The following is a 12117-nucleotide window of genomic DNA, read 5'->3' on the forward strand; positions in this document are numbered from 1 at the left end:
CGCCACTGGATTCAAAGTCCTTCCGCCACTGGAAAAAAACCGGTCGAGATGTGCGCAAACCCTTTCAACGGCTCAAGTGTTTTGCTAAGAGCGACGCTCTTGCGCCTACAATACCCCCCTCTCAGTCTGTCGACACCACACGCTTTAACCGGTAAGCAGCAGCATGGTCACTGAAACCTCATCTTCTGATTCCCTCGCCGTCGCCCAGCGCGTACGCGACCTGATGAATCGCCACGGCATCGGCAAACGGCAGCAGACCGCCGAGCTTTGCCGCATTCTCGACCTGAGTTTCTCGCAGGGCCATCGCAAGTTGCGCGGCAACAGTCCCTGGACGCTCGCGCAGATCCGCCGCGTGGCGGAAGCCTTCGACGAACCGGCGCTGCAACTCTTCGATGCCAAGAACGCCGACGTCGACGACACCGAAGGCGCGGCGCAAGACGCCGTACTCAAGCTCGGCGCCGCCGAAATCGCGTGCGTTGCATGGATAGGCGACGCGCTCGAACCCGGCAGCCGGCCGGATTTCATCGCGCAGAACATGAATGGCAGGTGGATCGTGACCACGCACGAAGGCGTGCTGCTGCAAGCCGCGCACGACGTCCACAAGATCGAGATCCAGCCGCGCCGCACCGACATGGACAAGCCGCTGATCGCGGTGGTCGACGACGACCAGACTTCCGCCGACAACCTCCACGACTACCTGGAGCGCAGCGGCTTTGCGGCAGTGGCGCTGTATGGCCTGGAGGGTTTTGCCGAAGCGCTGCAGACGCAAGTCTTCGATGCCGTGGTCATCGACTGGTTGTTTGGCGCGCATACCTCGGCCGATGCGATCCGCGCCGTGCGCAACTCGGACAATCCTGATGCGCCGGTTTTCGTGCTGACGGGCGAACTGACGACCGGCAAGGCCAGCGAATCGGAAATCAGCGACGTCATCCAGCGCTACAACGTGACGTGTTTCGAAAAGCCGGCGCGCATGGCGATTCTCGTCGCCGATCTTTCCAAGCGCCTGTTGCGGGCGTAGCGCGCTTTAATGAACCCGTCGCGTCGCAGATAAGGCCCGCGCCAGCGCGCTTTTCAGCACCTCATAGCGCACAGGCTTGAGCAAGTAATCGAAGAACAGGATGGCCGCGCTTGGATCGACGAGATCCGGCGCATAGGCGCTGACCGCAATGACCGGCAAACTTGCGCCCGACGCGCGACGCGCCCGATATTCATTGACGAACGAATACCCGTCCTTGCCCGGCATATGCAGGTCCGCGAGGATCACGTCGGCCTGATTCGTCTCCAGCCACACAAGGGCGCTGTCCACATCACCCATGGCCACGCTTGCGTAACCCAGGTGAGCAAGCATTTCAGAGAGCGATTCGCGTATCGAATTGTGGTCGTCGATCACAAGCACGCGCGCTTTTTTCAGCGGCGGCAAATCGGCCGGCGCCCGTTCGCGTTCAGGTACGTGCGCCACGGGCGCCGCTGGCAGGCTCACACGAAACGCCGCGCCCTGCCCAATATCGCTCGATACATTCACCACGCCGCCCAGCAACTCGACCAGTCCGCGGACCACGGCGAGGCCCATGCCGGCGCCATCGAAACGGCGGGTCGTCGATGAATCCAGTTGCGTGAATTCCTTGAAGATCAACGGCAACTGTTCGCGCGGAATACCCGGACCCGTGTCCACTACAGAGATATCGAGGCGCTCCAGCGTGCGCTCGAAACGCACGTCGATGGAACCTGCATCCGTGTATTTGACCGCGTTCGTCACGAGGTTGGTCACGATCTGCCGCAACCGGTGCTGATCAGATTCGATCAACCCCGCTTCGCCCGCGAACTGGCCGCGCAGCACCAGACCTTTTGCAGTTGCGGCCGGAATGTTTGCATCGACGATGGAATCGAGCAGCTCCATGGGGTCGAACACGGTCAGGCGCAATTCGAGCTTCCCGGCGCCGAGCCGCGCAAAGTCGGTGAGGTCGCGCATCTGCGCTTCGAGATGGCGCGCGCCGGTTTCGAGCCGCTGGATGATCTTGCGATCGGCCTCGCTATGCAGATTGAGCTCCAGCAGTTCCACCGACGAAACGATCGCGTGCAGCGGCGTGCGCAATTCATGGCTGATCATGCCGAGAAACGCGTCCTTCGCCTGCGATGCCTCGCGCGCGGCGCGCGTTGCCTGATGCTGTGCTTCGAGCGCCGCGCGTTGCTGATGAATCAGCCGCGACCGCCGGTATCCGTTGAGCAGCAGCATGGCCGTCGCGACCATGGAAAGCAGCGCGAGCAGCATGCCGCCCGCGAACAGATAACGGCGCTTGGACACGAAATCACGCACGATGTAATCGCGCTCCGCAACGTCCACGATACGCCGCCCGTTCGCCAGTTCGTTCACCGCATCCTGGTTCTGCCGCAACACGCCGATGACCCTCAGCGTGTGCGCACTGTCGGCGCTCAATGCATCGATGTCCGGTTCGATGGACTCGAGCGCAGCGTCGAGTTGCCTGAGAATTTCCTGCTGCCTGCTGCGCAGCGCTTCGCGATCGGCAAGCATCGCTGTGGAAGCCGTGACGATGGCGAGCTTCGATTCGAGGATCTCGTAGCGAAGCTTGACTTCGTCGACGTTGGCGTCGATACCGCTTCGATACAGCAATATCTGATTACCCAGGCGTCCATAGGCAATCTGGAACTGCGCACCGTCCCAGTAGAAACCGTCGTACGGCATGTCGAGTTGCTGGTTGCTCTGGTTCGCAAGCAAAGTGGAATACAGCAGATATCCCACGCCCGCGAGCGGCGGCGCAATGGCGGCGGCGAGCAGCAACGCAACCTTCAGACGGCGAAGCGACGCACCGATCATTTAAGGACCAGCGCCTTGATTTGCCATACGAACTTCGCGTCCGCCACTGAACCGGTCAGTTCCTGCGGATAGGCATCGCGTGGATAGATCAGGAATAGCGGACCGAAGTTGCTGATCTTCAAACGCGTGCCGTTCATGCTGTACGCGAGGATCGCACCATAGCGCTCCGCTTCGGAGATGCTTACGGTGTAGGCGTAGTCGTCGAGTGTGCGAAGCTCCACCAGATCGCCATGCGCGCCCACGAGACGCAATACGTCGGCGAGCAAAGGACCGGTGAAGGCAGATTTGGGCGTCCAGGTTGTCGATGTCGTGATGGTGTGCGGCGGCAACTTCATCAGCTCGGCTTCGCTGATGCGGTAGATGGTGTGGTCAGGGTCGTTCGTGCGACTGATTTTCCCTTCCACGTCGAGCGTGACCGGCGCGGCGCTCGCCATGAGCGGCGTGCATGCAAGGGTCAGCAGCAGCAATACGCAACGAATCAGGTCGAACCTTTTCATCGCCGGTCAGTGTTGTTCGTCGAAGGCGCGTGCCGCGCGCTCGGAAGCCACCACGATCAGCTTCATGGTCGCGCGCGTCGCACCGACAAAAAACTTCCGTGCGACCTGTTCGTCGAAGGTATCGAAATCGACTTCGGTGAAGATCACGCACGGCGCCGACTGTCCCTTGAACCGGTAAATGGATTCGAGCAGCACGTCACCCTCGCGATATTCCGGATTCCCGAACAGATCGTAAGATCCCGTAAAACTGCGCAGCCGATGCGGCCCGAGATGCTCCTGCGACGTCAGGACCGATCCTTCCCTGCCGCGAAACGACAGCACCGCGATATCCTGCTTCCGATAACCCAGCGCCAGCGCTTGCGTAATCGCGCGCTTGGTCGCTTCGATCACTTCGTCGGGATGGCCGTTTTCATACGTGGACAGACTGACTTCGGAACCGTCGAACGGGCTGCCGGCATCGAGCCTCACTTCGCGTCCCACGATCCGGCGGATATAAGCAAGCAGGTCGCGCGGGCTGCGGTAATTCGTGGTCTCGCGCAACGTGGTCCACCCCGGCAACGGCACGGGATCGCGGAAATAGAGGTTCTGCATGGGATCTTCGAGCCACCACCATGCGCCGTCGGGCTTGAGAAGACGCGCGAGCGCATCGACCCAGACCGCATGAAAGTCCTGGCCTTCATCGACAATCAACACGTCGAACTTCCAGTGCTCGGCAATCTCGACATTCGCGAAGCGTTCTTCGAGCGTGGTAAAGACGTTCGGCTGGCTGAAGTCGGGCGGCGCGCCGGCGTCGCGCGTGACGGCGGCGCTCAACTGGTGATAGTTGGCAATGCGCGCTTCAGACGGCGCCACCAGCCGGATGTGATCAGCGAGCGGCCGGTTGAAGCAGACGTAGAGCACGCTGCGTCCCTTGGCAACTGCGTCGCGCATGACCTGCACCGCGAGCTGGGTCTTGCCCGAGCCGGCCGTGCCGATCACGCGTAACCTGAACGGCTCGAACTCGAGGCGCCGCGCCCATGTCGCCAGACCGCCCGACAAGCGTGTGACGAGCATGTCGGCCTGGCCGACGAGCGCGTTGGTATCGGGCGTGAGCGCGAGTTCGTCGGAGAGAAAATGATGGATGCGCGCCGATGCTTCGAAGCGCGGTTCATCCGGCGGCAGGATCTCGAGGACAACCGAAGGCAGCTTCGCTTTGCGGCTGGCATCGACAATGCGCGATTCCGGCACACCCGCTATGGACACGTCCTTGACTGTATAGTCCGGGCAATAAAGCAATTCTTCGATGCGATACGTGCCCGCGCCGAATGCCGCGGTAAACCGCCGGTGCAGGTTTTCGAGCGTGCGCGCCAGTTGAATGGCGACGTTGCGCTCCTTTTGCATGTAGACCTTCATCAGACCGGCCGGCGTCTCGCGCAGGAAGCCGGCCTTTTGCTCGATCACGAGCACCCGCCCGGAAGGCGCGACCACCACGAAGTCCGCTTCGCCGAACACGGAAAAACCCTCGTTGATGCGCGTCCAGTGCACCCCGTGATACACGGTGTAGTCATCGGGAAGCTTTGCGAGCAATGCGAGCGTGTCGAGCTCGCGCACGGCCGCGCCGGTCGCTTCCAGGTTTTTCCAGTCGTCGGGGACGATTCGAGCCATGCTTCGCCTTCGCGCTAAATACGGGATTCGGGTGCTTGTTCAGGAGATCGACGGGCGTCTTCAGCATGCCCTGAAACCGCCTGGCTCCAAGCCGGATTCGGGAAATCAGCGGCCATTGTACGCAAGCCGCGCGAACGCCCTGCCCCGTCTGCCCGTTTAGTCCGCGAAGTCGTATTTGCCGCCGCGTTCGAGCGCTCGCTGATAAGCCGGACGCGCGTGAATGCGCTGCAGGAATGCCGAGATGCGCGGCAAGGATCTGGCGCCCGCGCGCTGGCTGGCGGCTTCGAGCGGAAAGCTCATCTGGACATCGGCGGCGCTGAAGGTGTCTCCCGCAAACCACTCGGACTTCGACAATTCGTTTTCCACATAACCAAAGTGCAGTTTCAACTGCGGATCGATGAAACTGTCCTGCATGGTCTGGGCGATCCGGCGTGCGATCGGCTTGACGAAGAACGGCATGGGCGCGCTGCCGATGCGCAACGCAACCAGCTTGAGCAGCAAAGGTGGCATGGCCGAGCCTTCCGCGTAATGCATCCAGTAGTCGTAGCGCAACCGCTCAGGCGAGATGCCGTGTGGCGGTGCAAAGCGGCCTTCCCCATAACGCTCGTTCAGATACGCGAGGATTGCGCCGGATTCGGCGAGCGTGCGGCCATCGTCGGTAATGACCGGTGACTTGCCCAGCGGATGGACCGCGCGTAGTTCGGGCGGAGCCAGCATGGTGTTCGGATCGCGTTGATAACGCTTGATGTCGTATTCGACACCCGATTCTTCCAGCATCCAGAGCACACGTTGTGAACGGGAATTATTGAGGTGGTGAACGATGAGCATGTAGGCTAGGCCGTAAAGGTTGGAGTCCGGGCGCGAACGCGCAAAGAATACAACACGCATGCGTGCGCGGGGCGTCGGCAAACCGAGCCGGTCCTCGGTTTTTTTTGTGGCATGCAGCGCACTAGGCCCGCTTTATGCGTGGGCCATGGTCCGGTTTACGGCTCTCATACCAACACGCACGCAAAGGACAATTCAATGACCCTGGTGATTTATCTCGTCGGCTGGCTGATTCTGATCGGTGGGGTTTCATGGGCGCTGGTCGCCATGCACGTGACACAGCACACCATCCTGATCGTCGATGTGATCCTGCTCGGAATCGCGGTCATCACAGGCGCAACCCGCGCGCGAAACCGGGACCGGTCCTAGGCAGATTCCGGCGGCCACGGGATCCGCTCCCGTGACCGTCGTACGAGCCGCCTAAGACAGCATCCGCGCGCTGAGCGATTGCTGGATCAGCGTGATCAAGGCGTCCGGATGTGCGGGCTTGGTCATGAAATGCTGAAACCCCTCGCCAATACTTCGCAGGCGGTATTCGTCGCCATCGTGGCCGGTCAGGGCAATCGCAATCGAAGGCGTCAGATTGCCTCGAATTTCGTGGTCGCGCAAACGTTGGATCAGGTAGAAGCCATCCATCATCGGCAAGTCGATGTCGCAGATCACAGCATCGGGCAGTACGCGAATGGCAGTCTCGGCACCCTCTTCGGCATCGGCAACGGCAACCACATCCGCGCCTTCCTCCTCCAGCAACATACGCAGTGATTCCCTGCTTTCCAGATCATCTTCGACCAGCACAATCCGGGCATGCCCCAGTCTCGCTACTTCATTCATCATTATCTTTTCTTACAGCTCAAACAGGATTCCGGTGCCGATGCTGCGTCCGCCTAATCGCGGCTGACTGCTGACTGCTGCACGACGGCGCGAGATCCATGCGGCACCGTGTTGTAAGCCGCGCATGCCGGTGTCGAACATTGCACGGTTCAAGATTTTCAACGGGCGCAGTATGCCTCATTGCTTTCGACCATCCATGGAGCAAAAAACAGACCGACCGCAGAAAGTGCATGAGCAATCGGGCCAGCAGCCATGCTGCACAAGCGTTCGGAGCAATGCCGCGGGTGCGCCTCGTGGCTTTGAGCACGCAGCACTGAACGGCAGGCAGGTAACTTTGGGTGCGCCAATCTTCCAACAAACCGTCAGACTTATTGATTCGACTGCGCGACGCCCGCGCTTTTCACAGCCGGGTACGTGCCCGAACTGTGGGAGCGCAAAACCGCTCGATATTCCGTCGGCGTCAGACCCACGGTCGCCTTGAACTGACGCGTGAACGCGCTATGGTCGGTGTATCCGCACAGCGCCGCCACGTCCGTTACCTTGTCGTGCGTGACAAGGAGGGCCGTGGCTGCATCGAGCCGCGTCTTGAGCAGCACTTGCCGCGGCGTCAGATGAAACACCTTGTGGAAATATCGCTCGAGTTGCGCGATGGACATGTTCGCCATGGCCGCGAGATGCGGCATGTTCAGCGGCTGCACGAAATTGCACTGGATGTGCTGGACCACGGCGGCAAGCCGGCTATAGGCGGGATGCGTGCTTTCATCGGCCTGAAGGTCGCGTGAGATGCCCGCAAGACCGACCACGTTGCCGTGTGCATCGTGCAGCGGCTGTTTCGATGTCATGCACCATCCCGGCTGACGTGCCGGATAGAGATGCAGTTCGAGCTGATCGATCATTGCATTGCCTTGCGCAATGACGGACCGATCCTGCGCCGTATAGATGCGCCCGAAGCGCTGCGGGAACACTTCTTCCGCAGTCTTGCCCAGCAACCCGGACTTGTCTTTCAGGCCGCATCGCGATGCCAGCGCGCGGTTCACGAGCGCATAACGCGCGTCTTCATCCTTGATGAAGAACACGATGTCGGGCATTGCGTCGAAGACGGGCTCAAGCAGCCTGAAATGCTCGAGCATGGAATCGAGCGTCGACGCACCCGCAGGAGTTTGCAGCGCCGCCTGCGGGCCAGCCTGGCTGCTCCTGGGTTCATGCGCGCGCGGCGCCGGACGGTCCGTCGTAGTGATCATTCGCGTCTCGCTGGCGTCGTCGATGTCCGCGAGTGGCGCTTATCGGCCACTGATCGACCTGGAGCGCACTGCGCTGCGCCCGATTATAGAGGCGGCGCGCACGCGCCAAAATTGGTGATGACCACAGGCAATTCGAAACCACCGCTCATACGGCCTTGATTCCCCGGGCGAACGGATCGGTACTGTCGAAGCACAGGCGGCCTTCCGCCATGATGTGCGCGCGGCCGGTGATGACCGGAATCACCACGGTTTTACCTTCAACGTGGGCGCGCTGATAACTGGCATCGAACACGCTGCCGATAATACTTTCCTGGCGCCATATCTCGCTCTCGGCAAGCTTGCCGTCGTCCGCAAGGCACGCAACTTTGGCGCTCGTGCCGGTGCCGCACGGCGAACGATCGTAAGCGCTGCCCGGGCACAGGACGAAGTTGCGGCTGTCGATGCCCGCATGCGGCGAGTCTGCAAACAATTCGATGTGATCGATCAGCGCGCCGTGTGCGCCCGTAATGTTCTGCGCCTGCAGCGCATCGCGCACGGCATCCGTGAACACGGTCAGACGAGCGATGTTGCTTGTGGCGAGTTCCTGACCATGGTCCGCCGCGAGGAAAAACCAGTTGCCGCCCCAGGCGACGTCGCCAGTGAGCGGTCCGTGACCCGGGACATCGACGGTGACCGCATGTCGATACCGGTATGCAGGGACGTTGCGAACGCTCACGCTGCCGTCTTCATTGAGCGTTGCCTCCACGACGCCTGCCGGCGTCTGGATCTTGTGCAATCCCGCCTGGATCCTCCCGAGATGAGCGAGCGATACAACGAATCCTATGGTCCCGTGACCACACATGCCGAGATAACCGACGTTATTGAAAAAGATGACCGCCGCCGCGCACTCGGGATCATCCGGCTCGCACAACAACGCGCCCACGATGACGTCAGAACCGCGCGGCTCAGTGACGACGCCTGCGCGCCAGTCGTCGTGCTGTTCGCGCAAATTGTCGAGGCGACGGGTCAGCGTCCCGGTGCCAAGATCCGGGCCTCCGGATATGACAAGGCGCGTCGGTTCGCCACCGGTATGCGAGTCGATGAAGTTCAGGGTTTTCATGCTGTCATCGTAGGAATCGGGGCGCGTTGCGTCTTGGTGGCACTAGGCACGTTCAATGCCGATTTCAGCATAGTCAGGCTAGTGCCGCGGCGCTTGTCTGATCGCGGTGTCTTGCGGCATAGCCAGGAAATTCGCTATGCCGAAATCGGCATCCAGCCTGCGTGACTGATGCAAGACCAACCGTCCAGCAATGCTTAGACTCTATTCCATTCACTATTGTCAGGAGCACTGCCGTGGCACATATCTGGGAAGGCGTCATGCCGGCCGTTACAACCAAGTTCAATGCGGATTTCAGCATAGACCGCGAGTGGACCGGTAAGAATATCGAAGCGCAGATCAGCGCAGGCGTAGACGGCATCATTGTCTGCGGGTCGCTGGGGGAAGCGTCCACGCTCTCGCTCGACGAAAAGCTGGACGTGCTCGACATCGCCGTCGATGCCGCCCAGGGCCGCGTGCCCGTGCTGCTGACCATCGCGGAGAACAGCACGCTCGACGGCTGCCGTCAGGCCGAACTCGGCGTGAAGCACGGCGCCGCGGGTTATATGGTCTTGCCGGGGCTGCGTTATGTATCGGATCGTCGCGAGACGCTGAATCATTATCGTGTGGTTGCGAGCGCAAGCCCGCTGCCGATCATGGTCTACAACAACCCGCTTGCATACGGCGTGGACGTGACGCCCGACATGTTCGCCGAGCTCGCGGACGAAAAGAAGTTCGTCGCAATCAAGGAATCGGCCGGGGACGTGCGGCGGTTCACCGACCTTATCAATGTGGTCGGCGATCGATACGCGCTCTTTTGTGGCGTCGATAACCTCGCAATGGAAGCCGTCCTGATGGGCGCGCATGGTTGGGTCGCGGGGCTCGTCTGCGCATTTCCGCAGGAGACCGTCGCCATTTTCAAGCTGCTTAAAGCCGGCCGCCTGGACGAAGCGCGCACGATCTACCGCTGGTTCGCGCCCATGCTCGCGCTCGATGTCTCCACGAAGCTCGTGCAGAACATCAAGCTTGCCGAAGCGATGGTCGGCCTTGGCACCGAACCAGTCCGCCCGCCGCGCTTGCCGCTGGCAGGCGACGAACGGCGCCAGGTCGAGTCGTTGATCAGGCATTCGATCGAGACACGCCCGGTCTTGCCGGCTTACTAAAGCCAACTCGCAAATACGTTTTGCGGTCGGGCAAGATCCAGCGCTTGCCTGACATTTTCTCCGCGCCAGTCGCACATCGATCCGGCTTCATCACGAAGCCATTCCACGCGTCGCCCTCCTCCTCCAAGCGCCGGAAAAACCACCGAGCAACGCAGAATTGTCGCGTTCGTTATATTCTCATGTATATCACGGTACTATTCGCTTACGCCGGAGATTGTCCACACGGCAGCCGAAAACAGCTATTGAAAGCATTACAAGGAGTTCCCGATGTCCGGGCAGCAGGCAAGTACACCTCGCATCGCAGCGTCGACTTCAATCGCGTCTGGTTTGTCGGGCGCAATCACACCGCTCAACACCGCGCGCGATCCCGGACATACGGCAGCGATCCGCGAAGTTGTCGATGCGTTCCGGAACCTTCATGCAAGCGTCGCCCGTTTTGTATTGATGCTCGAAGATTTACTGGGCGATGCGCGCTCGCTCGAGGCGACTACCGGACAGTCGCTGGGTGAACTCTTGACGTCGCTCTATGATCACGCGCGCGCTCTGGGTTTCGTGCGGATCGATGATCTGCGCCTTGCCATAGACACGGCGCGCTCGGCGGAACAACAACGTGACCTGGTCTTCCAGGTCACGCCGGGAAGCGGAACCGAGGGTTTGCAGCGCGTTGCGCGCGGCTTTCAACGGCTGGACGCGACCTTCGTTGGCCTATGCGTCGAGCACGTGCTGGAGCAGCATTATCGCGACCGCGCCAATACCGGCGCATCCGTCTAGCGGCAAGCCCGGCACAGGGGTTCGAATTTACTCCGTTATATTCGATGGTATATTTCGGTATCCATGCGCCGGACAATCCTTGTGCCGTTTTGTGCAGCTTTAATGTCCTGCCGCTTGAAATTCAGATCGTTTCGAGGTGAATGTGCAATCCGTTCCCCCTTTCCGCTCCGCCCTGACGGGCCTCGCCCGTGCGCCCTCGAGTGAATTCGCCAGCAGCGCGGGCGCTCACAAGCGTTTATCGGCCGATGCATGCTGCGCGCCCTCTGAGGCGGAGCTTCGCAGCGCGAACCGTCGCGCGCGGCTGGTGGACCTGGATTCGCACCTGCATTGCTCGATTATTGGAACCTGCCTGAGCACGAGTGAACTCAGGAAGCTCGTTCCCAAATTCACCGATCTCGACAAGCAGCACGCAAGCGACCTGGAAATTCATCATGCGGCGGTGGAACTCGCCATAGAAGGCGGCCAGGGCGCCAAGGCCTTGCAAAAGGCACTCGATGTGCGTTATTCGGGCGCGGTGCGGCGCTTTGAAACGGCCAAAAGTCCTGAAGCATTGTTGACGCTGTGGAAAGAAGCGCTCAAAAGCGGCGACATCCCGCCCGCGTACTGGGCGCTGATGACGCATCCGCAAGCCGTCATGAGCGTGCGGCAGGTTGCGTTCGGCGACCTGCATATGCTGTCGCATTTGGTCGGCGCGGCTAACCGCGCGGACATTCGCCGGTTGGTCGCGTTAGAGGAAGAAAATGCGGCGCTCAAGGACAAGATCGAGCGTCAGCAAGGCAAGCTGCTTGAACTCGGCACCGAGCGCGATGCAACCGTACGTGAGTTGACCGGACAACTCGCGGAGATGTCGGCGAAGGCGCAGCGTGCGCCGGATGTATCAGAGGGCAGTCTCGAAGCTGAAGTCCTGATGCTTCGCGACGCGCTTGATGCTCGCGACGAGCGCCTGGCAATTCACACCAGCCGCCGGGAAGCCGCGGAACGGCGCGCGATCAACGAGCAGAACCATGCACGTACGTTGAGCGCGCGCCTTGACGACACCATTGCAACGCTCAACATCGTGCAGGCCGAATGCAGCGCGCTCGAGCAAGCGATGCTCACCCAGGGAGATAAAGCAGGATCGCGCAGTGCGGACCTCGAAAATCTCGCAGGCAAGCGTGTGGTGTATGTGGGTGGCCGGCCGGGATCGAACGCCGCGCTGAGGCAACTGGTCGAATCGGCAGGCGGGGATTTTGTCGTG

12 protein-coding genes are annotated in these 12117 nt (G+C 60.9%); 5 read left to right on the plus strand and 7 right to left on the minus strand.

The features are described 5' to 3' along the window. Window positions 1-163 precede the first annotated feature (163 nt). Window positions 164-1018 (plus strand): helix-turn-helix domain-containing protein, encoded by an 855-nt coding sequence (locus ACFFAR_RS12610; RefSeq protein WP_062003250.1) that lies wholly within the window; start codon window positions 164-166, stop codon window positions 1016-1018. Between the two features lie 6 nt (window positions 1019-1024). Here ACFFAR_RS12610 and ACFFAR_RS12615 read toward each other — a convergent pair whose 3' ends face one another. The 4 genes from ACFFAR_RS12615 to ACFFAR_RS12630 form a co-directional block, all read right to left on the minus strand. After that, window positions 1025-2833: an ATP-binding protein gene (locus tag ACFFAR_RS12615; RefSeq protein ID WP_086381142.1), complete on the minus strand. Its 1809-nt coding sequence runs from the start codon at window positions 2831-2833 to the stop codon at window positions 1025-1027. Next, entirely contained in the window at window positions 2830-3267 is a 438-nt protein-coding gene (locus tag ACFFAR_RS12620) for a molybdopterin-dependent oxidoreductase (RefSeq protein WP_231941618.1), read from the minus strand. Before ACFFAR_RS12620 ends, ACFFAR_RS12615 begins: the two co-directional genes overlap by 4 nt. Before the next feature lie 69 nt (window positions 3268-3336). Further along, on the minus strand, window positions 3337-4974 hold the full coding sequence (locus tag ACFFAR_RS12625; RefSeq protein WP_062171409.1) for an ATP-binding domain-containing protein: 1638 nt from the start codon (window positions 4972-4974) through the stop codon (window positions 3337-3339). 156 nt (window positions 4975-5130) lie between these two features. Then, a complete protein-coding gene (locus tag ACFFAR_RS12630) occupies window positions 5131-5802 on the minus strand; it encodes a glutathione S-transferase (protein ID WP_375507952.1) in 672 nt (223 codons plus the stop codon). A 195-nt stretch (window positions 5803-5997) separates the two neighbouring features. Here ACFFAR_RS12630 and ACFFAR_RS12635 point away from each other — a divergent pair, with 195 nt between their 5' ends. Then, a complete protein-coding gene (locus ACFFAR_RS12635; protein ID WP_162916082.1) occupies window positions 5998-6168 on the plus strand; it encodes a hypothetical protein in 171 nt (56 codons plus the stop codon). Window positions 6169-6219: 51 nt separating this feature from the next. Here the strand turns inward: ACFFAR_RS12635 and ACFFAR_RS12640 are convergent, their stop codons facing one another. From ACFFAR_RS12640 to ACFFAR_RS12650, 3 genes are all read right to left on the minus strand, one after another. Beyond that, the gene (locus tag ACFFAR_RS12640; RefSeq protein WP_086381144.1) at window positions 6220-6633 is read right to left on the minus strand and encodes a response regulator; all 414 of its coding nucleotides are present in this window, start codon (window positions 6631-6633) and stop codon (window positions 6220-6222) included. Window positions 6634-6998: 365 nt separating this feature from the next. Next, window positions 6999-7760: an AraC family transcriptional regulator gene (locus ACFFAR_RS12645; RefSeq protein WP_062003724.1), complete on the minus strand. Its 762-nt coding sequence runs from the start codon at window positions 7758-7760 to the stop codon at window positions 6999-7001. Between the two features lie 256 nt (window positions 7761-8016). After that, window positions 8017-8970, minus strand: a complete 954-nt coding sequence (locus tag ACFFAR_RS12650; protein ID WP_375507953.1) for a 4-hydroxyproline epimerase — start codon at window positions 8968-8970, stop codon at window positions 8017-8019. A gap of 233 nt (window positions 8971-9203) precedes the next feature. Here ACFFAR_RS12650 and ACFFAR_RS12655 point away from each other — a divergent pair, with 233 nt between their 5' ends. The 3 genes from ACFFAR_RS12655 to ACFFAR_RS12665 form a co-directional block, all read left to right on the plus strand. After that, window positions 9204-10109, plus strand: a complete 906-nt coding sequence (locus tag ACFFAR_RS12655; protein WP_174364664.1) for a dihydrodipicolinate synthase family protein — start codon at window positions 9204-9206, stop codon at window positions 10107-10109. A gap of 267 nt (window positions 10110-10376) precedes the next feature. Next, window positions 10377-10880 (plus strand): hypothetical protein, encoded by a 504-nt coding sequence (locus ACFFAR_RS12660; protein WP_174364663.1) that lies wholly within the window; start codon window positions 10377-10379, stop codon window positions 10878-10880. A gap of 142 nt (window positions 10881-11022) precedes the next feature. Next, on the plus strand, window positions 11023-12117 hold a 1095-nt coding region (locus ACFFAR_RS12665; protein WP_174364662.1), incomplete at its 3' end, for a DUF2325 domain-containing protein.

Origin of the sequence: uncultured Caballeronia sp., from assembly GCF_964243625.1 — a bacterium.
GTDB lineage: Bacteria > Pseudomonadota > Gammaproteobacteria > Burkholderiales > Burkholderiaceae > Caballeronia.

What these genes read in the sequence shown, in the direction of transcription:
- ACFFAR_RS12660 (WP_174364663.1), top strand. Translation starts at nt 10,377, where the DNA reads ATGTCCGGGCAGCAGGCAAGTACACCTCGCATCGCAGCGTCGACTTCA.
- ACFFAR_RS12640 (WP_086381144.1), bottom strand. Translation starts at nt 6,633, where the DNA reads ATGATGAATGAAGTAGCGAGACTGGGGCATGCCCGGATTGTGCTGGTC.
- ACFFAR_RS12625 (WP_062171409.1), bottom strand. Translation starts at nt 4,974, where the DNA reads ATGGCTCGAATCGTCCCCGACGACTGGAAAAACCTGGAAGCGACCGGC.
- ACFFAR_RS12630 (WP_375507952.1), bottom strand. Translation starts at nt 5,802, where the DNA reads ATGCTCATCGTTCACCACCTCAATAATTCCCGTTCACAACGTGTGCTC.
- ACFFAR_RS12610 (WP_062003250.1), top strand. Translation starts at nt 164, where the DNA reads ATGGTCACTGAAACCTCATCTTCTGATTCCCTCGCCGTCGCCCAGCGC.
- ACFFAR_RS12615 (WP_086381142.1), bottom strand. Translation starts at nt 2,833, where the DNA reads ATGATCGGTGCGTCGCTTCGCCGTCTGAAGGTTGCGTTGCTGCTCGCC.
- ACFFAR_RS12620 (WP_231941618.1), bottom strand. Translation starts at nt 3,267, where the DNA reads ATGGCGAGCGCCGCGCCGGTCACGCTCGACGTGGAAGGGAAAATCAGT.
- ACFFAR_RS12645 (WP_062003724.1), bottom strand. Translation starts at nt 7,760, where the DNA reads ATGCTCGAGCATTTCAGGCTGCTTGAGCCCGTCTTCGACGCAATGCCC.
- ACFFAR_RS12650 (WP_375507953.1), bottom strand. Translation starts at nt 8,970, where the DNA reads ATGAAAACCCTGAACTTCATCGACTCGCATACCGGTGGCGAACCGACG.
- ACFFAR_RS12635 (WP_162916082.1), top strand. Translation starts at nt 5,998, where the DNA reads ATGACCCTGGTGATTTATCTCGTCGGCTGGCTGATTCTGATCGGTGGG.